Source organism: Burkholderia sp. Ac-20345, from assembly GCF_017104825.1.
GTDB lineage: Bacteria > Pseudomonadota > Gammaproteobacteria > Burkholderiales > Burkholderiaceae > Burkholderia > Burkholderia lata_B.
In genome coordinates, this window is the sequence record NZ_JAAGPO010000018.1 from 17062 (window position 1) to 41756 (window position 24695).

A 24695-nucleotide genomic window follows, 5' to 3' on the forward strand; every position below is an offset into this window, starting at 1 on the left:
ATGAACGATGAAAGGAACGCATTATCGCGAGCGCCGCGCACGCCGTCCCGGTACGGCGCGACGGCCTTCGGGCGGCACAGTCGGCCGGCCAGCCGTGCCGCCGCCGCGCGCAAACGCGATCGCCGCCCGGTTCGCCGAAAAACGCATGAATTGTTCACACATCGCAAATAAACAACCGTGTTATTCAGCGATGCACCGTCAATTCACGCAAATCCGGCATCGGCAACACGCGCCCTTTCCACGAGAATGCATTTCCATCTACCGATTGCTAATATGGCGATCCCGCGATCCCGCACCACAATGCCGTTCGACATGACGCCCGTTCGCCATGCCGTCCCCGGTCCCGGCCGCTTCGCAGCGGCGACGACGCCGGGCACGCGCGGCGCATCCCGTCACGCCGGCCGGCCGTGCCATCCGTGAGCATGCAACCGATCCTTTCCGTCTCAGACCTCTCCAAGACTTACGCGTCCGGCTTCCAGGCGCTGAAGCACGTGACCCTCGACATCCGCCCCGGCGAGATCTTCGCGTTGCTCGGGCCGAACGGCGCCGGCAAGACGACGCTGATCGGCTCGATCTGCGGCATCGTCACGCCGACCGAAGGCCGCGTGACGGTCGGCGGCCACGACATCCGCGACCACTACCGCGCGGCCCGCGAAATGATCGGCCTCGTGCCGCAGGAACTGACGACCGACGCGTTCGAGACCGTCTGGGCGACCGTGTCGTTCAGCCGCGGCCTGTTCGGCAAGGCGCCCGATCCCGCGCATATCGAGAAGACGCTGAAGGCGCTGTCGCTGTGGGACAAGCGCGACAACAAGCTGATGACGCTGTCGGGCGGCATGAAGCGCCGCGTGATGATCGCGAAGGCGCTCTCGCACGAGCCGCGCATCCTGTTCCTCGACGAACCGACGGCCGGCGTCGACGTCGAGCTGCGTCGCGACATGTGGAAGCTCGTCGATTCGCTGCGCGAGAGCGGCGTGACGATCCTGCTGACCACGCACTACATCGAGGAAGCCGAGGAAATGGCCGACCGGATCGGCATCATCCTCGGCGGCGAGCTCGTGCTCGTCGAGGAAAAGCGCGAGTTGATGCGCAAGCTCGGCAAGAAGCAGCTCACCGTGCAGCTCGAGCACCCGCTCTCCGACGTGCCGCCCGCGCTCGCGCCGTTCGGGCTCGAACGCGCGGACGACGGCGCCGCGCTCGTCTACACGTACGACTCGCAGCGCGACGACGCGAGCATCGCGAAGCTGATCAATGCGCTCGGCTCGGCCGGCATCGGCTTCCGCGACCTGCACACGACGCAGAGCTCGCTCGAGGACATTTTCGTCAGCCTGATCGACAACCGCCGCAACGGCATGCAAGGAGCCTGACGCATGAACCTGCATGGCATCCGCGCGATCTACCGCGCAGAAATGGCCCGCACGCGCCGCACGCTGATGCAGAGCATCATCGCGCCGGTGATCTCGACGTCGCTGTATTTCGTCGTGTTCGGCTCCGCGATCGGCTCGCGCATCAGCGACGTGAACGGTATCGGCTACGGCTCGTTCATCGTGCCGGGGCTCGTGATGCTGTCGCTGCTGTCGCAGAGCATCTCGAACGCGTCGTTCGGCATCTACTTCCCGCGCTTCACGGGTACGATCTACGAGATTCTCTCCGCGCCCGTGTCGTACTGGGAGATCGTGATCGCATACGTGGGCGCGGCCGCGTCGAAGTCGATCCTGCTCGGCGTGATCATCCTCGCCACGGCCGGCCTGTTCGTGCCGCTGCACATCCTGCATCCGTTCTGGATGGTGCTGTTCCTCGTGCTGACGGCGGTCACGTTCAGCCTGTTCGGCTTCGTGATCGGCATCTGGGCCGACAGCTTCGAGAAGCTGCAGCTCGTGCCGCTGCTGATCATCACACCGCTCACGTTCCTCGGCGGCAGCTTCTATTCGGTCGACATGCTGCCGCCCGCGTGGCGCGTCGTCACGCTGTTCAACCCGATCGTCTACCTGGTCAGCGGCTTCCGCTGGTCGTTCTACGGGATCGCCGACGTCCATGTGGGCGTCAGCCTCGGTGCGACGTCGCTGTTCCTCGTGATCCTGCTGGCGATCGTCGCGTGGATGTTCCGCACCGGCTACAAGCTGAAGAACTGACGCCGGCGGGCATCGCGCGCGCCGCCCGCCGATGACGCATTTGAGCAAGCAGGCGGCGCTTTTCCTCTGATGCGGCAGTTTGTGGTCGCGTCTACTGAATATGAAGCATCGGGGCCCTGGAGCATGCGCTGCGCGGCCCCTTTTTCATTTCAGAGGACGCCATGCCCGCCGCCACCGCTCCAGCCTCCGCCGCCGCCCGGCTCGAACGCCTGCCGTTCTCCGGCTATCACAAGCGGATCTTCTTCATCATCGCGATCGCGTTCTTCTTCGACTCGGTCGACCTCGGCACGATGACGTTCGTGCTCGGCTCGATCCGCAAGGAGTTCGGCCTGTCGACCGCGGCCGCCGGCCTCGTCGCGAGCGCGAGCTTCTTCGGGATGGTGCTCGGTGCGGCCGTCGCCGGCCTGCTCGCCGACCGTTTCGGCCGCCGGCCGGTGTTCCAGTGGAGCATGGTGCTGTGGGGCGCAGCCTCCTACCTGTGCTCGACCGCGCAGAGCGTCGACGCGCTGATCGTCTACCGCGTGCTGCTCGGGATCGGGATGGGGATGGAATTCCCGGTCGCGCAGACCTTGCTGTCCGAATTCGTGCCGACCGAGAAGCGCGGCCGCCTGATCGCGCTGATGGATGGCTTCTGGCCGCTCGGCTTCATCACCGCCGGTATCGTCGCGTACTTCGTGCTGCCGCAGTTCGGCTGGCGCACGGTGTTCGCGCTGCTCGCGATTCCCGCCGTGTTCGTGCTCGTCGTGCGCCGCATCGTGCCGGAATCGCCGCGCTGGCTCGAGCATGCGGGCCGGCACACGGAAGCCGACACGGTGATGCACACGATCGAGGCGAAGGTGATGCGCTCGGCCGGCGTCACGACACTGCCGCCGCCGTCGCGGCTTGCCGAGCCGGTCGTCGCGCGCGGCCACGGCGCGCTGCGCGAAATCTGGAGCGGCGTGTACCGCCGCCGCACGGTGATGGTGTGGCTGCTGTGGTTCTTCGCGCTGCTCGGCTTCTACGGTCTCACGTCGTGGCTCGGCGCGCTGCTGCAGCAGGCCGGCTTCGAGGTCACGAAATCGGTGTTCTACACGGTGCTGATCTCGCTCGGCGGCGTGCCGGGCTTCCTGTGCGCCGCGTGGCTCGTCGAACGCTGGGGGCGCAAGCCGACCTGCATTGCGTCGCTGCTCGGCGGCGGCGTGATGGCCTACGCGTACGGCCAGAGCGCGTTGTACGGCGGCAGCACGACGCTGCTGATCGTCACGGGCCTCGCGATGCAGTTCTTCCTGTTCGGGATGTGGGCCGCGCTGTACACGTACACGCCCGAGCTGTACGGCACCGGCGCGCGGGCGACGGGCTCGGGCTTCGCGTCGGCGATCGGGCGCGTCGGCTCGCTGATCGGGCCTTATGTGGTCGGCGTCGTGCTGCCGGTGTTCGGCCAGGGCGGCGTGTTCACGCTCGGCGCACTGTCGTTCGTCGCGGCGGCAATCGCCGTGTGGACGCTCGGGATCGAAACGAAGGGGCTCGCGCTGGAGCAACTGGCGGCGGGCGACGAAGCAGGTGGCGGCGGCCGGTACACGGCGGCGGCGGACAAGGTGTCCTGAGCACCCGGTCAGCCTGGATGCTCCTGACGGCCGGGACGGCGCTCAGCGCCGTGCCCGGCTGTTGCGTAAACTGACAGGATTCGCGCCTGGACCGACGCTGCTAGACTGCATCGAGGCACCGTGTCGCGCGCCCCTTGGTGCATCGCGGCGATCGCGCGACGGTGGTGTCCGGCCCCCACGGCCCGGCCATCACGCACGACATCCCGCGCGTGCTCGCCGGCGCGATCGCGCATTGCGAGGCCGCCGCCGCGTAAGCAGCGGAGGCGGCAACCCGACGGCAGTGCGGCAGGTTCCGGTCAGGCGACGACGAACTCTTCGGCCGCCTTGCGCTGGACCGCGGCCATCACCGCCAGCTCGCGCTTGCTGCGCGCGTCGCCGGACACGACACCCGTCGCGTTCTTCGCCTTCGCACCCAGCGGGAAAAAGACAAACGATGCACCTGCCGGAGCCGCCGGCTCGGCGCGCAAGCGTTTGTTCAGGATTTTCAGGTACTTCTTCTTCGAGATTTCTTTAGCAGCCATGGCGCCCTCCGCGTGAACGTGGTGAGGATCAGCATACCAGTTTTGGCGACGGGCTCCGCGGCAAGGCCCGCCGGTGCGGCCGCACGCGAAAATTCTTCACGCACAATGTCGATTCGCGCCATCTTCATGCGTCGTGTTGTCGTAACCGATCGTTTTGCCGTCGGCACCGCCGGCGGCTCCCGTCAACACCTGTTCAAGGAGAAACAGCAATGCGCGTCATGGTCATCGTCAAGGCAACCGCCACTTCCGAATCGGGCGCGATGCCCGATACCGAACTGCTGGCCGCAATGGGCCAGTACAACGAAGCGCTCGTGAAAGCCGGCGTGATGCTCGCCGGCGAGGGACTGCATCCGAGTTCGCGCGGCAAGCGCGTGCACTTCTCCGGCAAGGACCGGACGGTCATCGACGGCCCGTTCACCGAAACCAAGGAACTCATCGCCGGCTACTGGCTGTGGGAAGTGAACTCGATGGACGAAGCGGTCGAATGGGTGAAGCGCTGCCCGAATCCGATGCCCGTCGAATCGGACATCGAGATCCGGCAAATCTTTTCGCCAGAGGATTTCGGTGCCGCGCTCACCCCCGAGCTGCAGGAGCAGGAAGCGCACCTGCGTACGGAAATCGACGCACGACAGAAGTCCTGAACGGCAGGCGGAAGCGCGGATCGCACACAGCGTGGCGCCCGGCGGCACCGGGCGCCACCGCAGACCCGGTGCCCCCAGCCGGACAATGCCCGGGATGCATCGTGTCGCTCCGTTGAACCTCCCCGGCAAACCGATTGACGAGGCCCTGCCGAGTAACGTATCGTTTTGATACGTTACTCGGCAGGGCCTCGTCATCATGCATTCCCGTTTCGACCGTTTCCGCACCACCGCGCTCGGCGCCCAGCTCGAAACACTGATCGCGCAACCCGAGCGCTACGTCGAGTTTGCGGCACTGTCACGCGTGGGCGTCGCCGCGATCGGCGCGATCCAGCACGAGATCGCACTGAAATTCCCCGAAATCGAAACCGACACGACCGCCCGCCAGTTCTGCGGCGCGATGGTCGCGGAAGTCATGCGCCGTCACGGCCACGACGTCGCGCAGGCGCGCGGCCGGCTCGGCGGCACGCTGTTCAGCTACGGCGCGGTGTTCAGCGCGTATCCGCAGGTGCTGCCGTTCGCCGATGTCGTCGCCGCGCTGGCCCGCCTGCCCGATCGGCTCGCCGCATATGCGGCGCACGTGCCGGCCGCGCTGTGGACACGCCGCCCCGACGGCACGGGCTTCTCGCTCGTCGAGCACGCCTGCCACCTGCGCGATCTCGACGCGGTGTTCGCCGAACGCATCGATGCCGTGCGCACGCTCGACCTGCCGGTGATCGCGTCCGTCGACGGTACCGTGCTCGCCGCGCAACGCGACTATCTCGCCCAGCCGCTTGATGCCGCCGTCACTGCATTCCGCACGAGCCGCGCCGCGCTGTGTGCAACCGCGGCCGCGCTGGATTCCGCGCAACTCGCACGCTGCGGGTTGCGCGACGGCATCCGCCGCATGTCGCTCGACGAACTCGTGCGCGAACTGCTCGACCACGACCGCACGCACGTGCTCGAACTCGACGAACTGCTCGCCGAACTCGAATTGCCGCCCCTTCCTTCCGCGCCCGCCCCATGACCCAGCCCACGCCCATCGTCTTCATCCACGGCTTCATCGGCACGCTCGACGTGCGCGGATGGAACGGCCCGCATCTCGCCCCCGACCTGCTCGGCTACGGCGCGCATCGCGCGGCACCGTTTGACGCGATCACGCTCGCCACGCAGGTCGAGCACCTTCGCCATACCGTCGATACGCACTTCGGCGCGCAACCGGTCGATGTCGTCGGCCACTCGGTCGGCGGCGCGATCGCGATGCTGTTCGCGCACGCCCATCCCGAACGCGTGCGGCGGATCGTCAACGTCGAAGGCAACTTCACGCTCGACGATGCGTTCTGGTCGGCGTCGGTCGGCCGCATGACGCCCGCCGAAGCCGACGCGATGCTCGACGGGCTGCGCGCCGATCCGCCCGGCTGGCTGCGTGGCGCGATCGACGCGCCGTCTCCCGGCCTGCTCGACGACGCCCGCCGCTGGCTCGCGCATCAGCCCGCATCGACGCTGCGCGCGATGGGCCGCTCGGTGGTCGCGACGACGGGCGAACCCGACTACCTGCAGGCACTCGCGCAAGTGTTCGAGCGTCACCCGGTCTGGCTGATGGCCGGCGAACGTTCGCGCGCAGGCTGGCACGTGCCCGACTGGGCGCTCGCACGCTGCGCCGGCTTCGACACGATCGCGCACTGCGGGCACCTGATCCCGGCCGAGCAACCCGACGCGTTTCGCGCGGCGCTCGAGCGCATCGTGTCCGCGCCGCCAGCCTGACAACCCGTAGGATTCGCCGAAATTTGGTTGAAAGGCGCGGTTGCTAGAGTCGCCAGAACAGGGTTTTCCCGGCGTCCGGCGCCGGACGGGATCGACACATGCGAGGATCGATATACCTGGCACACGCCATCTGGCTGCTTCTGCTGCTCGCCATTTCGGGCCCTGCTCTCGCATTCCATGCGCGGGTCGTCGTGATTCCCAGCGCCGCGATGAACGAGACGCTCAAGGCCACCGTCGTGCTGCCCGACGCTTATGCGCGCGGCCCCCGCGACGGCGACCGCTATCCAGTCGTCTATCTGCTGCACGGCTCCGGCGGCGACCATACCGACTGGACGTCGAACACGCACATCGCCGCGCTGGCCGACCGCTACCACGTGATCCTCGTAATGCCCGACGGCGGGCACGAGAGCTGGTACATCGACAGCCCGTTCGACTCGGGCAGCCGCTACGAAACCTTCATCGGCGACGAAGTCGTGTCCTACGTCGATTCGCACTTCCGCACGATCGCGACGCAACGCGCCCGCGCGATCACCGGGCTCAGCATGGGCGGCTTCGGCGCGCTGCGCATCGCACTCGACCGGCCCGACACGTTCGGCGCCGTCGGCAGCATCAGCGGCGCGGTCGATCCGCGCTGCTGCTCGGACGAGCCGGGCATCGCACACGTGTTCGGCGACCCCGGCCGCCATCCTTCGTTCTGGAACCGCAACGTGATCGCCGCCAGCGCCAGCGCGTTCGTGCGCGCGCATCTCGACCTGACGATCGATTGCGGCCGCGACGACGCGTTCGTCGGCTCGAACCGCACGCTGCACGAGCGGCTCGTCGCGCTCGGCGTGCCGCACGACTATGCGGAGCGGCCGGGCGGCCATACGTGGGATTACTGGGCGAACGCGATCCGCTACCAGATGCGCTTCTTCGCGATGTCGTTCCAGCATGGCGGCTATGCGTACCACCCCGCGCCCCATGCGCCGGGCATGACGCGCGCGGGCTGACGCGCCCCGCGTCGCCCGCCGCAACGCGGCCCGGTGAACCCGGTGGTACGATGCGCTGGCATCGACCACCCGACACCTTCCATGCCGCGCGACAACTTTGCGGACCTCCTCGCCTTCATCGCCGTCGCGCGCGAGCGCAGTTTCACGCGTGCGGCCGCCCAGCTCGGCGTCTCGCAATCCGCGCTCAGCCATACGATCCGCTCGCTCGAAACGCGCCTCGGCGTGCGGCTGCTCACGCGCACGACACGCAGCGTGGCACCGACCGAAGCCGGCGAACGACTGCTGCTGAACCTCGCGCCGCGCTTCGACGAAATCGAGGCCGAACTGACGGCGCTCGCGGAACTGCGCGACCAGCCGGCGGGCACCGTGCGCATCAATGCGACCGACTTCGTGATCCGCACGCTGCTGTGGCCGAAGCTCGCGCCGATCCTGCGCGACTATCGCGACCTGAAGGTCGAGTTCGTGAACGACTACGGGCTGTCCGACATCGTCGCGGAACGCTTCGACGTCGGCGTGAGGCTCGGCGACCAGGTGGCGAAGGACATGATCGCCGTGCGCATCTCGGCCGACATGAAGATGGCGATCGTCGGCGCGCCCGCGTATTTCGCTGAACGCGCGCGCCCCGTGTCGCCGCAGGATCTGGTCGCGCACGACTGCATCAACCTGCGCCTACCGACGCACGGTGCGCTGTACGCGTGGGAACTCGCGCGCGGCGATGACGTGCTGCAGGTGCGCGTCGACGGGCAAGTCACGTTCAACGGCACCTACGAAACGCTCGATGCGGCGCTCGCGGGCTACGGGCTCGCCTACGTGCCTGCCGAACTCGCGGCGCCGCATGTCGCCGCCGGCCGCCTCGACAGCGTGCTCGACGACTGGTGCCCGACGTTCCCCGGCCATCACCTGTACTACGCGAGCCGGCGGCAATCGTCGCGCGCGCTCGCGGTGATCGTCGATGCGCTGCGCTATCGCGCATGACCCAACGAGGCGCCGCCCATGCGCCGCGATTCATGAATCGGATCGATAAGTGCATGCGGATTGCCAGGGATTATCGATAAGCGCATCGGTGGCTACCATCTTCGGTGTTCCCCACCCTCCCCGGAGCCCTCGATGTCCGATTCGACTTCCGCCGCGCGCAAAGCGTTCGGCGCCATCGCCCCCGCCCTCGCCGACTACACCGACAACGTGCTGTTCGGCGACGTCTGGCAGCGCCCCGGCCTGTCGCCGCGCGATCGCAGCCTCATTACGGTCGCGAGCCTCGTGTCGCTGTATCGCGTCAACGAACTGCCGTTCCACCTGAAGAAAGCGCTCGACAACGGCCTCACGCGCGACGAACTGGTCGAAGCGATCACGCACCTCGCGTTCTACTCGGGCTGGCCGACCGCAAGCTCGGCGCTCACGATCGCGCAGCGCGTGTTCGACGAAGCCGGCGTGTAAGCGCGGCGTCCCTTCATTCAACCGGCGGGCACGCGCCCGCATGGAGCCTCCATGGATTACCGCTATCTCGGGCGCAGCGCGCTCAAGGTGTCGCCGCTGTGTCTCGGCGCAATGATGTTCGGCGGCGAGACCGACGAAGCGACATCGGCGCGCATCATCGACAAGGCGTTCGACCAGGGCGTCAACTTCATCGATACGGCCGACGTCTATCACGCCGGCCGCTCGGAAGAAGTCGTCGGGCGCGCGATTGCGTCGCGCCGCGACAGCTGGGTCGTCGCGACGAAGTTCGGCTTTCCGGCCGGGCCGGACGCCGGGCCGAACCGGCAGGGCCAGTCGCGCAAATGGATCGTCGAATCAGTCAACGCGAGCCTGAAGCGGCTCGGCACCGACTACATCGACATCCTCTATTTCCATCGTGCGCTGACCGATGCGCCGCTCGACGAAGGCATGCGCGCAATCGCCGACCTGATCCGGCAAGGCAAGGTGCGCTACTTCGGGCTGTCGAACTTCAAGGGCTGGCGCATCGCCGAGATCGTGCGGCTTGCGGACCAGCTCGGCATCGATCGCCCGGTCGCAAGCGAACCGCTGTACAACCTCGTCGATCGCACGGCGGAGATCGAACAGCTTCCGGCCGCCGCGCACTACGGGATCGGCGTCGTGCCGTACAGCCCGCTCGCGCGCGGCGTGCTGACCGGAAAATATGCGGTGGATGCGCAGCCGCCCGCCGATTCGCGCGCCGGCCGCGGCGACCGTCGCATCCAGCAAACGGAATGGCGCCCCGAATCGTTGCACATCGCGCAGCAGGTGGCCGCGCATGCGGCCGCACGCGGCACGACGTCGGTGGCGTTCGCGCTCGCGTGGGTCATGAAGAATCGCATCGTCAGCTCGACGATCGCGGGGCCGCGCACCGAAGCGCATTGGGACAGCTACATCGACGCGTTGAAGCTCGAACTCGGCCCGGATGACGAACGGTTCGTCGATTCGCTCGTGCCGCCCGGGCACGCATCGACGCACGGCTATACCGATCCCGGCTATCCGGTCGAAGGCCGCAAGGTTTGAAGTCGGAGCAGGATGAGTGAATGACATGCCGGGCGCGATGCCCGGCATGAAGATGAACGCGCGTCGCCCGACGCGCGAACGCGTGGAAGCGGCTGGATCAGTTGTCGTGCGCGGTTGCGTCGGCGCTGACTACGCGATCGAAGAATTCCTGCGCACGCGCCAGCTCGTCGAGCGCGCGATCGAGGCGCGACATCGCGCGTGCATATTCGGCCGACGAAACTTCGTCGTCGCTTTCGCCGCGCACGGCGCGAAAGGCCTGATCGACGTTGCGCGTGGCTTCGACGAAACGTTGCGCAGCCCGGGCTTCCCGCGAACAGATGTGGGTCGACATCGACACTTCTCCCTCAGGGTTGCAGTGTGAAGCACGCCGACGCTCAGTGTGCGTGGTGCGCATGTCGGCGGCGTGAACCACGACCCATCGAGTGTCGACGCATCGGCCGCCGCGCAGCGCGCTTCGTGCCGATTGTCTCTCTGCGCTCGCCGCTCCGCTATGGCGAGATTGCAACAAATTCTTGCGCGATCCGCTGCGCGCGATTCGTCACGCGCGCCCGATACGTGGATGTGCGAGGCCCGCGAACGCAGCCGCCTCACCCGGTGACAGGTCGAACAGGTCGCCGGTGAGATCACGCGGATGCTCGGCCGCCTGCCGATTGCGCAAGCGCGCGACGTGCGTGGGCGCGACATACGCGGCCGCCGTTTCGATCGGCGGCACGTCGAACAGATCGCGCGTGACACCGCGCACGGCGTCCGTCGGCGAACGGCCGCGCAAGCGCGCGACGAGTTCGACGAAGCGATCGAAATCGCCCGCGCGCGTGGCCTTGTTCACTTCCGCGAGATCGCGTGCCTTCAACACGCACGGCTGCGCGAGCCGCACGAAATACGGTGCTTCGAGCTCGACCGACAGCGCGAGCGGATAGCTCTTGCCCGTCTGCTCCTTCGCGCGCCCGACGCAATCGACCACGGCCGCACCCTGTGCGGCGCCGAGCGGCTGGCCGGTGCTCACGCTGCGCAGGTGATCGGGAAACACGCGCAATTGCGTGCCGACCGTCAGCGCGGTGGATGACGCGCACACGAGCGCGTAGTGCTGTTCGCGGCGCCGGCCCGACGGCAACGTCGAGCGGCTGGCGATGAACGTGTGCGGCGGCAACGGCCGCACCTGCCCGCTCGCATCGACCCATGCATTCCACAGCAGCATGTCTTTCCGCTCGCCTGCGCGCGGGCGCGACGCGACCGGCGAAAACAGTGCGAGCAGCGAGCCCGTGCGATGCGCGGCGACTTGCGCGCTGCTGCCGAGCGGCTGGTTGATGCCCCACAGAAAACGCCCGCCCCCGAGCCGGCGCTCCCATTCCTTGCGGAGCACGACGGTCGGCAGTTCCTCGCCGGACTCGGTACCGATCTTGGTCCAGCAGAACGTGGGTGGGAGGTGTTTCAGTGTCATCAACTTTCTCGGGATACAGCCTCGCTGGTGACAGCAAGCCCATTCAACAGCCGTAACTGTATAGGTATAATGCATCACATGGAAGTCCCGGACCAAGATTTTCCCGTTCAAGACCTGTTGCGCCGCCTGACGGCAGATACACGCTCGTCCAGCGAAATAGCGCGACTTTCCGGGGTCAGCCAGCCGACCGTATCGCGCCTGAGGTTGTCGAACGGGCATCGTCTGCGTCGCAGCGCGCCATTCAATAAGCTATGCAGTTTCTATGGTGTCGATACCGGGCCGTCGCGCCGCCAGTACAACGACCTGCTGCGCGACGCGATCGTCGACGCGTGGGATGGGTCGGATGAGCACGGGCGCGCGCTGCTGGTCGTGATTCAGGGGCTGAAGGGGCTGCAGGCGAAGGTGGATGATGGGTAACGTCGCGGCCGGGCGGTGCCGCCGGGTCGCATCGCTGGCTCGGCAGCGGAGCGCCGCGCGTTATCGGCGCGCGGCGGGATCGGTGATGAAACCGACCTTCGCAAGGCCGGCGGCCTGTGCCGCCGACAGCAACTTCGCGACGCTGTCGTAGCGGGCCGCGCGATCGCGCCGACCGGCGCACTTCCGGTTGGGGCGCGGCGCGAGCCGCCGCGGCAAGACGCGCCTGCAGTTCGGCGTCGGACACCGGATGCCTGTCCCAGCTCACGCCGCCTCTGGCGTCGCTCGCGCCGTCCGCACCTCGACGTTTACCCCACCTCAAGTCCGCGGCGGAGCTGCCGTCAAGTCAGGAGCGCGCACCCGATATCCGCCAGGAACCGGGCGTGCACGCCCTCAAGGAGACCCAGCAACGTGAACTTCTTCGGAATCGGTCGCGGCCGCCGTTCATCGCGCGCGCTCGTCGGCGACATCGCCGAGCAGGCCGGGAGGCTCGGCATCGAGATCTGCGACGTGTCGGGACACGTCGAGGAAGTCGCCGCGCGCGTCGCCAGGCAGGCGGAGGTCTGCCACACGTTGCGCGAATCGGCCGCCCTCACGCTGCGCGGCAACCACCGGATCGCCGAGGCCGCGCAGCAGGTGCGCGACGTCAGCGCCAATGCGTCGAGCGCGGTCCTGCAGTCGCAGCAGACGATCGAGGCGTCGCTCGCGGACATTCACGTCCTCGTCGAAGGCGTCACCGCGATCAGCAGCCAGATGGGTGCGCTGCGCGACGCGCTCGATCACGTGCGGGCCGTGTCCGAGGAGATCTCCGTCATCGCCCGCCAGACCCACCTGCTCGCGTTGAACGCCGCGATCGAGGCCGCGCGCGCTGGCGAATCGGGCCGCAGCTTCGCCGTCGTCGCAGCCGAGGTCAAGAACCTGTCCGCCAAGACCGGGCAGGCGACGGCCCAGATCGAAACGACCCTTGCGCGCCTCGCCGAGCAGACCGAACACTTGATCGCGGACGGAACCGACAATGCCGCACGCGCGCACCGGGTACGCGAGGGCACGCGCACGATCGGCGAAGTCGTGCACGCGACCGGAAACGCGATCACCGAGCTCGCCGGCGAGGCCGAACAGATCGCATCGCTGACGGACGAGATCGAGACGCAGTGCCATCGCCTCGACGAACAGGTGGGCGAGATGGCGTCGGGCGTCGAGAACTCGAGCGAGAACTTCTCGCAGGCCAAGGACCGGCTCGGCAATCTGCTCTCCGTCTCCGAGACACTCATCGAACTCACGGCCGCGACCGGCATCGAGTCGCCCGACACGCGCCTGATCGACACCGCGCGGAACACGGCCGCCGCGATCAGCAAGCTCTTCGAGGCGGCGGTCAGCCGCGGCGACATCGCGCTCGACGCACTGTTCGACGCGCACTACGAGCCGATTCCCGGCACCGACCCGCAGCAGTTCATGACGCACTTCACGGCCTTCACCGATCGCGTGCTGCCGGCCATCCAGGAGCCGGTGCTCGACATCGACGAGCGCATCGTCTATTGCGCCAGCTTCGACAGGCAATGCTACCTGCCGACCCACAACCGGAAGTTTTCGCTACCCCAGCGCGCAGACGCCGCCTGGAACGCCGCGAACTGCCGGAACCGCCGGATCTACACCGACCGGACGGCACGCACCTCCGTGTCGCACACCAAGCCGTTCCTGTTGCAGACCTATCGGCGCGACATGGGCAATGGCCACTTCGCGCTGATGAAGGACGTTTCCGCGCCGATCATCGTCGGCGGACGACCATGGGGGGTGCTGCGGATCGGCTACAGCGCCTGAACCGGCGCAGGCGGGCCGTCCCTACTATTGCTCCAACCCGACTGCCAACGGCCGCTGATCGCTCCGCCCGTGATCGTCGACCACCCGCACCGTGTAACTGCCGGCCGTCCCCGGCTGCCAGAACAGCGCATCGCCCGGCGCGCTGCGCCCGACAAACGCATCGTTGACGAACCAGTACAACGCATGCGCGCTTGCATCGGCCGTCGCGTTGAACGCGATGCGCGTCTCCTCCGTGCTCTTCACGCGCATCGCATACGTGCTGCCGCGCAGCGGCGACGTGATGCGCGGCGGGTCGCCTTCGACCTGCCCCGCGTCGCGGCAGTCCGCGTTCTGCGGCGGCCGCCGGCGCGGAATGCCGGCCTGCACGAACACCTGCTGCAGATCCGACGGCCAGAACTCGAAGATCTCCGTATGCGTGCGCTTGCCGTCGTACGGCGGGCACGCGGCCTTTCCCGTCGCATCGTCGATCACGACGGGCCGGTGCACGGTGCTCACGCGAATCGGCGACGTGCCCGGAACGAACCATGTCCAGCCCTGCTGCGGGCACCACTCGTTCGGCAATTCACCGCTCGCGAGGCAGATCCGCACGCGCTTCAGCTTCGGCGGCACCGCGCGCGGCGGCTCGACGAGCGTGCGTTCGGCATTCAGCGCATCGACGACCTGGAAGAACAGCGGCGCGGCTGCGTCGACGCCGACGAACGCCGTATTGGTCGAGTTGTCGAAATTGCCGACCCACACGACCAACACGTACGGGCCGAACACGCCGGCCGTCCACGCGTCGCGGAACGACCATGACGTGCCGGTCTTCCAGTAGACGGGCACGCTCGACGGCTGCGCGCCGCTCGTCTCGTCAGGGCGCAAGTGCTGGCGCAACATGTCCATCGTCATGTAGCTCGCCTCGGCGCTGAGCAGGCGCCGGCCAGGCAGCGCCGGTTCGTCCGCGCGCAGCCGTAGCGGCCGGAATTCGCCGCGATTCGCGAGCATCGCGTAGAGCGCCGCGAGATCCTGCATCGTCACTTCGCCGCCGCCGAGCACGAGCGCGAGCCCGTAGTGCTGCGCGCTCGCGAGCCGGCGCACGCCGGCTTCCTGCAGGAACCGGTACAGATCGGGCGACTTGAGCTGCGACGCGACCCACACGGCCGGCACGTTGCGGCTGCGGTTCAGCGCATCGGTCGCGGTGATCGGCCCGAGGAAATGGCCGTCGAAATTCTCCGGCGCATACGGGCCGAATGCGGTCGGCACGTCACGCAGCACGGTCTGCGGATGCAGCACGCCCTGGTCGAAGCCGAGCGCATAGATGAACGGCTTGAGCGTCGAGCCCGGTGAACGCCGCGCGAGCGTGCCGTTCACCTGCCCGTCGATCGTGCGGTCGAAGAAGTTCGCGGAGCCGACGAGCGCCTTCACGCCCATGTCGCGTGTATCGACGAGGATCGCCGCCGCGTTGCGCACGCCGCGCGTGTCGTTGCGCGCGACATAGCGTGCGATCTGCCGTTCGAGCGTGCGTTGAAGGTCGAGGTCGAGCGTCGTCACGAGCCGCGCGTCGGCGTCGCTGTCGTTCGCCGCCGCGCTCGAGGTCGTACGCCACGCGCTGCGTGCGGCCAGCGCCTGGTCGACCGCATGCGGCGCATCGAACGGCAGCGCGGACAACGGCCGCATCGCCAGCGGCAACGCGAACAGCGGCTTGAACGATGCATCGCCCGGATGCTTCGTCAGCCAGCGCGCATACAGCCGGTTGCGCGATACGGCCAGCGCGCGGTTGATCTCGTCCTGCCCGCCGCGCACGCGCCGCGCCGGGTCCTGCGGAATCACCGCGAGCGCAAGCGCCTCGGGCAGCGTCAGCGCGTCGGGCATCCGGTCGAAATAGACGACGCTCGCGGTGCCCGCGCCTTCGACGTTGCGGCCGTACGGCGCATCGTTCAGATACGCTTCGAGGATCTGCCGTTTCGAATAGAAGAGTTCGAGCTGCACCGCGCGCGCAACCTGCTCGAGCTTGCCGGCCGGCGTGCGCGTGTTCAGCCGCCACAGCGAGCGCGCGAGCTGCATCGTCAGCGTCGAGCCGCCCTGCGGATTGCCGCCGCGCACGTACGTGATCCACGCGCCGCGCGCGAGCCCGTACGGGTTGAAGCCGGGGTGCCACCAGAACCAGCGGTCCTCGTGCAGCATCACGGCTTCGACGAGCTGCGGCGACATCCGGTCGAGCGGCACCCACAGCCGGTAGCGGTCGTCCTTCGCGAGCGTGAGCCGCAGCAAGCGGCCCTGTGCGTCGGCCACCGCGACCGACGACGGCTTCCAGTCGCGCAGCGGCGGGTGCGGCCACAGCCGGCACGCGGCCAGCGCGCCGAACACGAGCAGCGCGCCGGCGATCCAGTTCTGCCAGCGATGCAGCCAGCGGCCGGCGCCGTGCAGCACGCGCCGGAGCACCGAAACGTCGTCAGCCACGCGCGGGCGCTCCTCGCACCCGGCGCGGCCGGCAGCGCCGTTGCAGCCGCATCGTCATCGCACGCGCTCCACCGTCAGCGTCGTGCCGCCGGGCGCCTGCGCCTGCACGCGGCGGTCGTACATCGACTCGCCGTATGCGGGCGGCGCGATGAAGCGGCCCGCGTTGCTCGCCTTGATCCGGTAGACGAATTCGCGCACGTCGGTCGTTGCGGTGCCGTAGATCACCACGCGATCTTCACGCACGTCCGCGAACTGCGGCTGCCACGTGGAACCCTTCACGCCGATCGGCGAACGCCACGGTGCATCGGCCACCGGCGCCGACGCGCCGCCATCGCCATTGCTGTCGCCATCCTGCGTGTCGGTGACGGGCGGCGGCGCGATCACCGGATCGAAGCCGCCCGGCAACAGGTCGACGATCGCGATGTTGCCGACGTTCGCAGAACCCGTCGCACGGATCTTCACGTGCACGTCGATCTCCTGGCCGAGCGTGATCTTGTCGAGCGGCTTGCCGTCCGTGTCGGTGTAGTCGCGCACGATCTCCAGCCCGTTCTTGATCGCCTTCGTCGACGTGCCGCGGTCGTAGCCCGACTGGCTCGTGATCCACCACGCGGGCAGCGCGCTGCCGTTCACGAAATCGACGCGCGACGCACCGGCCGACCACGTGCCCGAGCGCACGAGGTTCGCCTGGATCGACGACACGTCCTTCGGCGCGGCACCCGCACGCACCTCGTCGATCGAGAGCTGGTCGAGCTGGCCCGCGCTCGACGCCGCATACGCATCGAGCGCGAGGATCGTCATCGCCGACGACAGCGTGTTGTAGCGGTTGTCGACGAGCGGCGCGGCAAGGTTGTCCATCGCGCGCGGCGACAGCTTGCGCACGCGCTCCGGGAAGTGCTTCGCGATCAGGTACAGCACGCTCGCATCGCGCGTCAGCGGATCGAGGTAGTAGCCCGTCACGTAACCGCCGTCGGACGCGCGCTTGCGCTCGAGCAGCGCCTGCGGGCCCGCGATCAGCGCGGCAGCCTCCTTGTCCTGCTTCAGCAGCTGGTACGACGCAGCGAGCCACGCGGCCGCGAGATCGTTCTTCCAGTCGTTCGGATACGCATCCTGCAGCCGCTTCTGCACGGCCGCGAGGCTGTTGGTCGTCACGTTGCCCTGGCGCGTCAACAGATACACCGCGTACGCGCGCTGCCGCAACAGGTCGAGCGAGCCGAGCGAATCGTTCGCCGCGAGCCTCTGCAGATACGCGTTGCCCGCGTCGAGCATGTCCTTCGGCACCGCGATGCCGCGCTCGCGCGCGTCGAGCAGCACGTGCATCGCGTACGCGGACACGAACGGATCGGCATCGGGCGTCGCGCTCCACAGGCCGAACCCGCCCTGCGCGTTCTGCCGGCTGCGCAGCATGCCGAGGAACTGCGTGATCGCCGCTGCGTTCGTTGCGTCGGCACCGGCGTCGGTCGCATGCATCGCGCTCGTCAGCGCGCGCACCGACAGCCACTTCGCCGCGAACACGCGCGGCACGGCCGCACTCACCATCTGCTCGCTGCAGTAGTGCTCGAAGTTGACGAGATACGACGACAACCCTTCGGACAGCACGAGCGGCGCGGTCGAAATGCTTGCGTCGCGCGATGCATATGCGTCGTACATCGAGCGCAGGTTCGGCACGCTCGCCTTCTTGCCCGGATCGAGCCGCGCGATGTCGAGCTGCGTGCGGAACGCGGCAGCCGGCCGCACCGACACGTCGACACGCTGCTGCGCCCCCTTCGCGCCGTAGCGCGCGCCGAACGACAGCGAACCCGAGCCGAGCGTGTCGGTCGCCTTCACGCGGAACATCGCGACGCCCTCGTGCTGCGGCGCGAGCGCGACGTTCTGCGTGGCCGGCCCGATCACCTGCAGCTGCGGGCCCGTCTTCAGCGTGACCGCGACCGGCACCGGCTGGTTGCCGACGCCCGTCAGGTTGTTCGCGACGCCGACGCTGACGTCGGCCTCGTCACCCGGCGCGAGCGTCGTCGGCACGTTCGGCGACAGCACGAAATCGCCGCGCACCGTCGTCGCGCCTTCGAACGTACCCACGAGGTCCGGCGACACCGACACGGCCATCACGCGCAGCTTGCCGTTGAAGTAGTCGGGCACGGTGTAGCTCAGGCGCGTATCGCCGTTCACGTCGACGATCCCCGACCAGTAGACGACGGGCTTGTCGCGCTTGCGCTTGAACGGGTTCAGCTGCCGGCCGATCGCATCGTCGGCGTCGCCGCCCGGTGCGGCCATCGCCATCAGCTTCTCGAAGTCCGGCAGGATCAGGTCGAGGATCTGCGACGTGCCGACTTCGAGCATCCGCTTGCGGAAGAAGAACTTCAGCGGATCGCCGAGCTTGTAGCGCGCGACCTGCAGGATGCCCTCGTCGACCGCGAACACGACGACCTTCGCGGGCTTCGCCGAATGCACGGTGAAATTCACCGTGTCGCCGGGCTTCACGAGCGCCGGCGCATCGACCGACACCGCGTTGCGGCGCGCATCGAGGTTCACCGAGAACGGCACGACGCCGTAGCTCAGCGGGCTCATGAAGATTTCATCGGACGACGGATCGCGGATGTACTGCACGTTGATGTAGCCGTTGCCCTCGAAGCCGGCCGGCACCGTGATGTGCTGGATCGAGCTCGTCGTGTCCGCATGGAACCACGCGTGCGCATACACCTTGTCGCGCTCGATCGTGATCAGGCCGCTGCCCGCATAAGGCGCGCGGATCGCGATCTCGACCTGCTCGCCCGGCTTGTAGTCGTGCTTCGCGAGCGTCACCTGCAGCTCCGCGTTGCGGTCGAGCGAACGCGTGACGTTCGCATCGCCCGTGACCGAATACTCGATCCGGTTCACCGCGGCGCCGGCCGCGTTGCGGATCACGAGCGCATAGCTGCCCGGCTTGTCGGTGCGCAGCGTGAAGTCGAGCCCGCCCGCAGGTATCGTCAGCGGCTTCTCGTCGACCGGCACTTCCTTCAGCCGCGAATCGTATTTGTACGCGCCGGAATCCTGCTTGGTCAGCACCGACACGTAGCGCTCCTCGACGAGCTGCGCGCGCAGGTCCTTCACGTCGATCGCCTTCGCATTCGGATCGATCGCGACGAGCCGCACCGTGCGCGGGCTGCCCCGCTTCACGTAGCCGAGATCGTCGGCCGATTTGTAGCCGACGAGCCAGTCGTTGTTCGACACGAGCGCCTGTGCATTCGCGGCGACGTTGCGCCCGCCTTCCGCTTCATAGGCCTTCGCCTGGAAGTAGAGCTGGTAGGTTGCGTCCGCGTACTTGTCGAGATCGAGATCGAACTCGGCATGGCCCTTGTCGTCGGTCGTGCCGTCCTGCAGCGTCGTCGTATAGCCCTCCTTCGCGCGGCGTGCATCGAAGAAGTGATAACCCTGCCAGCTGCGGAACGACGGCCACACCGGGCGCAGCGTCAGCGTCGCCGCGACGCGGCGCTTCTCCGCCGGCGTGCCGAACAGGTTCTGCGCATCGACGACGCCCTTCAGCCCCTTCGGCTTCACCCACCCTTCGACGACCTGCTGCGACAGCTTCGCGTCGACCTTCATCCGGTCGGGCAGGAACTCCTTCACCTGCACCGTCGTGCTGCCGATCGGCTCCGCACCGGGCTGGCCGTCCTTGACGATGTACAGGTTGACCGTCCACGTGCCGGTCGGCGCCGTTTCGGCCGTCGTATAGCCGAGCTCAGTGAAGCCCGTCGCATCGACCGTCACCGGCTTGCGCTCGACGGTGATCCCGCGCGGGTCGACGATCTCCGCCTGCAGCGGCACGCCGGCCGGGCTGCGCGCCCAGCTCGCCGCGCGCACGATCAGGCCGATGTGGAACGGATCGCCGGGCCGGTACAGGCCGCGATCCGAGAACAGGTACGCGGACAACTGCCCCTGGCCCGTCGCATTGCGCTCGCCGTCGACGTCGAAACGCGAGAAGTCGAGCTGGCGATCGCGGCCGGCCACCGGCAGGAACGACAGGTCGGTGTCCTTCTTCACGACATACAGCTGCGGCCGCTTCTCGCGGTCGAGCCCCTTGAACGCTGGGAAATGCACGATGCCGTCGGCGCCGGTCGTCTGCGTGAACAGCGCCTGGCCGTTCACCGCGAGCACCGACACGGTCGCGCCCGCAACCGGACGGCCGTTGCGGATCGACTGGACGAACACATCCTGGCTGCCGTCCAGCGCCTTCTTGACCAGCATCCCGAGATCGGTCACGACGATCAGGCGCGTGTCGCCGAGCGCGCTGTCGCTGTCGTTGCCGTTGCTGTCGCCCGAATCGGCGTTGTCGGACTGATCCTGGCTGCCGTCGCCGGACGATGCGTCACTGTCCTTCGCATCGTCGGCTTTCTTCTTCTCGGCCGCCGGGTCGTACTTCGTCAGGTGCAGCAGGAACACGCCGCGCTTGCCGCCTTTCAGGTACTGGCCGAGATCGATGCCTTCGTAATGCGCCTTGCCGGGGTCGCCCGCCGGGAACGCGCGCGTCTGCACGAAGCGCTCGACGATGTGATCCTCGCTGAACGAATACGACAGCTCGGGCCGCGCGTACGTGCCGTTGTTGAAGCTCACGAGATGCTGGAGCTGGTCGGGCAGCACGCGGCCGATCTCGACCTTCATCCCCGGCAGGTTGCGCGACACGACCGACAGCCGCTTGCTGCCGCTCATCGACAGCAGCGAACCGTCGGCCATGAAGCGCAGCAGCTTCGGATAGTCGGGCACCGTGAACGCGGTCGTCACCGGCTCGGCGAGCAGGTAGCCGCCGGCCGATTTCAGGTCGCCCGCGAAACGCACGACGATGCGATCGCCCGGCGTCGCGTGATACTTGAAGCTTTGCAGCGTTGCGTAGTCGTTCTCGGTCGGCACCGCGTCGAGCGGCAGCGGCTTCGACTGCTTCAGCACCGCGTCGCTGATGTCGGCCACGTTCCATTCGTACGGCGGATCGTCGTCCGACTGATCGACGCCCGGCTTGCGCTTCGGCAGCACCCACGCCTTCGCGCGTGCGGCCAGGTCGGCGCTGCGCACGCCGTCGGACGCTTCCGCGACGAGTACCTGCTCGGGCTCGTAGCGCTCGTTGTCGACAAGCGTCGGCGCGATGTTGGCGATCGACAGGCTGTAGAGCCCCGGCACGCCGACCGACGCATGCAGCACGTCCGGCGTGCCGTTGCCGCCGCGTGCACTCTTCACGCCCTTGTCGACGTCGAGCCGTGCCACCAGCGGATCGCGCGGAATCTCGAGCGGCTGCGAGTAGACCCACGCGCTCGTCTTCATCTTGTCGTAGTTGACCGTATAGCGCAGCGGCGTCGAATTCTTGCCGTCGCGGCCGACCAGCACGAGGCCGATGCGCTTCTCGAACTCGGCCGGATCGACCGGGTAATTGAAGCGCAACTGCATCAGCGCCTGCTTCTCCGCCGGATTGTCGGGGTTCTGGTAGAACTCATTGTTGCCGAACGTCGCAGCGAACGCCGGCAGGTCGAAGGCGAAACGGTCGTCGTGCATCGTCACCTGCGGCGCGAACACCCGGTGCACCGCGAAACGCACCTCGACGTGCGCGCCGACCGGCCAGTCGGCCGCCGGCGTGAAGCGCAGCGTCTTGTCGTCGACCCACGCCCATGCGCCCTTCAGCGCGGGCGTCATCTCGATGCCGTCACCGGCCGGCTTGCCAACCTGTTCGATCGGTGCGGCCGATTGCGCGAACACGACTTCGAGCGGATGCACGGTGATCTTCGGCTTGTCGGTGTCGTCCACCTCGTAGGTGGTGATCGCCGGCGCCTTCACGGTGAAGCTGACGGTTTCGGGCTCGGGCGGCTTCGGGCGGTGCTTGAACCAGTACCCGCCATAGCCGAGCGCTGCCGCGAGCAGCACGAGGCCGCCGGCATGCCACGGACGGCGGCGCACAGCCGCGGCGGTAACGCCCATCCACGCGGGCGCCGTCCACGATACGTCGCCGACCAGCGGCCGCAGCGCACAGCCGAGCAGCCACCAGACGAAGCCCGCCACGCGAATCGGCAGGAGCAGCAGGAAGCGCAGCAAATCCATTGTTATTTCCTTGTCAAGGACATGCTGCCTGGTGCGGCAACCTTCCCCGAATTGTTATGGGTCTGTGACGGCGCGGCCCGGTTGCGCCGTAGTACTTGGAATATTCGACCGGATGCTGGGCGCCATTATCGATCAGACCCGAAACGATGGAAATATCGGTGTGCCGGCGCGCAACGCCGCCGGATAACCGGCCGGTCGGGCGGATTTCGGTCGTCCATCGCGCAACCTCTGCGCACGGCGGCACCGCGTTCGCTAGAATGCGCGGCTCGGCAGGATCGAATCGAAATGAAAGGAAACCGCTTGAAACTCCCGTTCGAATGGCAGATCGGGCTGCGCTACGCGCGCGGCGGCCGGCGCTCGGCCGGCGACGGCTTCGTGTCGTTCATTGCCGGTGCCGCGATGGCCGGCATCGCGCTCGGCGTCGCCGCGCTGATCGTCGTGCTGTCGGTGATGAACGGCTTCCGGACCGAAGTGCGCGACCGGATGCTGTCGGTGCTCGCGCACGTTGAAATCTTCTCGCCGACCGGCGCGATGCCCGACTGGCGGCTCAGCGCGCACGAATCGCTGCAGAATCCGGCCGTGCGCGCCGTCGCGCCCTATGTCGACGCTCAGGCGCTGCTGACGAACGCGGGCAGCGTGACGGGCGTCGCGCTGCGCGGCATCGATCCCGTGCTGGAGCCGCGCGTGTCCGAGATCGCGCGCAAGCTGAAGACCGGGCGGCTCGACGCGCTCGTGCCGGGCGAGATGGGGATCGTGCTCGGCTCGGCGCTGGCCGACGCGCTGCACGTGAAGATCGGCGACCGCATCACGTTCTTCGCGCCCGGCAATACCGCGCGCATCGGCGACGCGCTGCCGCAGTTCCGGCAGTTCAACGTGGTCGGCACGTTCGAGTCGGGCCACTACCAGTACGACAGCGCGCTCGCGTACATCCATATCCGCGACGCGCAGACGCTGTTCAACGCGCGCGCGCCCACCGGCATCCGGCTGCGCCTCGACGATCTGCAGCGCGCGCCGGAGATCGCGCTGGCGCTGTCGCGCACGCTGTCGGGCGACCTCTATATCCGCGACTGGACGCGGCAGAACCGCACGTGGTTCGAGGCCGAGCGGCTGCAAAAGCGCATGCTGTCGCTGATCCTGATGCTGATCGTCGCGGTCGCCGCGTTCAACCTCGTGTCGTCACTCGTGATGACCGTCACGCAGAAGCAGGGCGACATCGCGATCCTGCGCACGCTCGGCGCGCCGCCCGGGTCGGTCATGAAGATTTTCGCGATCCAGGGGATGACGATCGGCCTCGCCGGCACGCTGGCGGGCGTCGCGCTCGGCTGCGCGATCGCGGTGAGCATCCCGTGGGTGCTCCCGGCGGTCGAGCAGTTGCTCGGCATCCGCTTCCTGACGCCGTCCGTGTACTTCCTCAGTTCGCTGCCGTCGAAGCTCGCGGCGACCGACGTGATCGAGATCGCCGCGGCCGCGTTCCTGATGTCGTGCGTCGCGACGCTCTACCCGAGCTGGCGCGCCGCGCGGGTGCGGCCGGCCGAAGCGCTGCGCGACGAATAGGCGCGCGGCGGCCGGCGCCCGGCTCCGCGACGCGCATCGTCATGCGATCTCGTGGAAGCCGATGCTGTTGCGCCCGTTCAGGATGTCCTCGAACGCGGCCCCGAAGCCGACGTCGATCAGGCCCGCGCGCCTGCCGTAGGTCTTCTGCCCCAAGTTGTCGACAAAGATCGCCGCGCCCGACGACAGCTGACGGTCGGTATCCAGCAGCGCGAGCGTGCCGCGCGCGCTGCCGGCCGACTGCTCGAACTTCAGCGGCGTGCCGTCCTGCGCGGTGAAATGCCCGCCGACCTCTTCAAACTTCTGGTTGCGCGCGACGGACGTATTGATTTCCTTCATAAAGAGGAAGTCCGCGTCGGCGCGCTGGCTGGCCACCTTGCGATCATCATCCGTGAACGTCTCGCCCACGGCGGCCGCGCCCTGCCCGGCGAAGTCAACGGCCTGCTGGTGAAACTCGCGCGTCGCGAGCACGAGGCCCGCGTTCGCGTTCAGCGTCGACTCCACCCACGCGCGATCGGCTTCCGTCATCGTCTTCGACACGACCGTGATCCGGCCGTCGTCGGTCTTGAAGTCGAACTGCGCGTCGGCCAGATCCGGGCGCTTCGCAATGATCTCGTGCATGCTCGTCGCGAGCTGGCTGGTGACGCCGCGCAGCTTCGTCGACAGGTCGCCCAGCATCGACATCTGCTTCATGCGCGCCGCCTGCATCGCGTCCTGGTCCAGCGCCCGGACGGTGATCGGCGTGTCCTGCGGTTTCCCGGACGCCGCATCCGTCTGTTGACGCCCGTCGAGCGCGGCTTCCTGCGCCATCTGCACGAGCGAAAGGCCGCTCGCCGCGGTAACTGAAATCGTCATGCCCTCTCTCTCCTTTCAATCTGTTTTTTT

19 protein-coding genes are annotated in these 24695 nt (G+C 67.8%); 13 read left to right on the forward strand and 6 right to left on the reverse strand.

Annotated features, from left to right (window positions below):
• Positions 1-422: 422 nt before the first annotated feature.
• The 3 genes from G3O06_RS09740 to G3O06_RS09750 all read left to right on the forward strand — a co-directional run bounded on the left by G3O06_RS09740 (position 423) and on the right by G3O06_RS09750 (position 3715).
• Positions 423-1367, forward strand: coding sequence for an ABC transporter ATP-binding protein (locus G3O06_RS09740; RefSeq protein ID WP_174916999.1), 945 nt, complete (start codon positions 423-425; stop codon positions 1365-1367).
• Between the two features lie 3 nt (positions 1368-1370).
• Positions 1371-2132, forward strand: a complete 762-nt coding sequence (locus tag G3O06_RS09745; protein ID WP_083266168.1) for an ABC transporter permease — start codon at positions 1371-1373, stop codon at positions 2130-2132.
• A gap of 161 nt (positions 2133-2293) precedes the next feature.
• Positions 2294-3715: an MFS transporter gene (locus tag G3O06_RS09750; RefSeq protein WP_122947884.1), complete on the forward strand. Its 1422-nt coding sequence runs from the start codon at positions 2294-2296 to the stop codon at positions 3713-3715.
• Positions 3716-4011: 296 nt separating this feature from the next.
• On the opposite strand, the gene G3O06_RS09760 is transcribed toward G3O06_RS09750, so the two are convergent.
• Positions 4012-4236, reverse strand: coding sequence for a hypothetical protein (locus tag G3O06_RS09760; RefSeq protein WP_205815869.1), 225 nt, complete (start codon positions 4234-4236; stop codon positions 4012-4014).
• 209 nt (positions 4237-4445) lie between these two features.
• Here G3O06_RS09760 and G3O06_RS09765 point away from each other — a divergent pair, with 209 nt between their 5' ends.
• From G3O06_RS09765 to G3O06_RS09795, 7 genes are all read left to right on the forward strand, one after another.
• Complete coding sequence (locus G3O06_RS09765; protein ID WP_174917001.1) at positions 4446-4877, forward strand: YciI family protein; 432 nt, start codon at positions 4446-4448, stop codon at positions 4875-4877.
• A 196-nt stretch (positions 4878-5073) separates the two neighbouring features.
• Positions 5074-5880, forward strand: coding sequence for a DinB family protein (locus G3O06_RS09770; RefSeq protein WP_174998040.1), 807 nt, complete (start codon positions 5074-5076; stop codon positions 5878-5880).
• The gene (locus tag G3O06_RS09775) at positions 5877-6617 is read left to right on the forward strand and encodes an alpha/beta hydrolase (RefSeq protein ID WP_205815870.1); all 741 of its coding nucleotides are present in this window, start codon (positions 5877-5879) and stop codon (positions 6615-6617) included. Before G3O06_RS09770 ends, G3O06_RS09775 begins: the two co-directional genes overlap by 4 nt.
• Before the next feature lie 98 nt (positions 6618-6715).
• Positions 6716-7606 (forward strand): alpha/beta hydrolase family protein, encoded by an 891-nt coding sequence (locus G3O06_RS09780; protein WP_205815871.1) that lies wholly within the window; start codon positions 6716-6718, stop codon positions 7604-7606.
• A gap of 81 nt (positions 7607-7687) precedes the next feature.
• On the forward strand, positions 7688-8581 hold the full coding sequence (locus G3O06_RS09785) for a LysR family transcriptional regulator (protein WP_174917005.1): 894 nt from the start codon (positions 7688-7690) through the stop codon (positions 8579-8581).
• Between the two features lie 132 nt (positions 8582-8713).
• Positions 8714-9040 carry a carboxymuconolactone decarboxylase family protein gene (locus G3O06_RS09790; protein WP_174969799.1) on the forward strand — a complete coding sequence of 109 codons (327 nt, stop codon included), beginning with the start codon at positions 8714-8716 and terminating at the stop codon, positions 9038-9040.
• A 51-nt stretch (positions 9041-9091) separates the two neighbouring features.
• Positions 9092-10099 (forward strand): aldo/keto reductase, encoded by a 1008-nt coding sequence (locus G3O06_RS09795; RefSeq protein WP_205815872.1) that lies wholly within the window; start codon positions 9092-9094, stop codon positions 10097-10099.
• A gap of 97 nt (positions 10100-10196) precedes the next feature.
• On the opposite strand, the gene G3O06_RS09800 is transcribed toward G3O06_RS09795, so the two are convergent.
• Together G3O06_RS09800 and G3O06_RS09805 are read right to left on the reverse strand one after the other, a co-directional pair.
• Positions 10197-10430 carry a hypothetical protein gene (locus G3O06_RS09800; protein WP_205815873.1) on the reverse strand — a complete coding sequence of 78 codons (234 nt, stop codon included), beginning with the start codon at positions 10428-10430 and terminating at the stop codon, positions 10197-10199.
• A 207-nt stretch (positions 10431-10637) separates the two neighbouring features.
• Complete coding sequence (locus G3O06_RS09805; RefSeq protein WP_174917008.1) at positions 10638-11537, reverse strand: hypothetical protein; 900 nt, start codon at positions 11535-11537, stop codon at positions 10638-10640.
• A 78-nt stretch (positions 11538-11615) separates the two neighbouring features.
• On the opposite strand from G3O06_RS09805, the gene G3O06_RS09810 reads away from it, so the two are divergent.
• Both G3O06_RS09810 and G3O06_RS09815 read left to right on the forward strand, forming a co-directional pair.
• A complete protein-coding gene (locus G3O06_RS09810) occupies positions 11616-11954 on the forward strand; it encodes an XRE family transcriptional regulator (RefSeq protein ID WP_174969801.1) in 339 nt (112 codons plus the stop codon).
• Positions 11955-12362: 408 nt separating this feature from the next.
• A complete protein-coding gene (locus tag G3O06_RS09815) occupies positions 12363-13769 on the forward strand; it encodes a methyl-accepting chemotaxis protein (RefSeq protein ID WP_205815874.1) in 1407 nt (468 codons plus the stop codon).
• A gap of 24 nt (positions 13770-13793) precedes the next feature.
• Here the strand turns inward: G3O06_RS09815 and pbpC are convergent, their stop codons facing one another.
• Both pbpC and G3O06_RS09825 read right to left on the reverse strand, forming a co-directional pair.
• The gene (gene pbpC, locus G3O06_RS09820) at positions 13794-16208 is read right to left on the reverse strand and encodes a penicillin-binding protein 1C (RefSeq protein WP_205815875.1); all 2415 of its coding nucleotides are present in this window, start codon (positions 16206-16208) and stop codon (positions 13794-13796) included.
• 54 nt (positions 16209-16262) lie between these two features.
• Positions 16263-22259, reverse strand: coding sequence for an MG2 domain-containing protein (locus G3O06_RS09825; RefSeq protein WP_205815876.1), 5997 nt, complete (start codon positions 22257-22259; stop codon positions 16263-16265).
• A 300-nt stretch (positions 22260-22559) separates the two neighbouring features.
• Here G3O06_RS09825 and G3O06_RS09830 point away from each other — a divergent pair, with 300 nt between their 5' ends.
• Positions 22560-23813 (forward strand): lipoprotein-releasing ABC transporter permease subunit, encoded by a 1254-nt coding sequence (locus G3O06_RS09830; RefSeq protein ID WP_241019707.1) that lies wholly within the window; start codon positions 22560-22562, stop codon positions 23811-23813.
• A gap of 39 nt (positions 23814-23852) precedes the next feature.
• Here G3O06_RS09830 and G3O06_RS09835 read toward each other — a convergent pair whose 3' ends face one another.
• Entirely contained in the window at positions 23853-24665 is an 813-nt protein-coding gene (locus G3O06_RS09835; RefSeq protein ID WP_205815878.1) for a hypothetical protein, read from the reverse strand.
• Positions 24666-24695 lie beyond the last annotated feature (30 nt).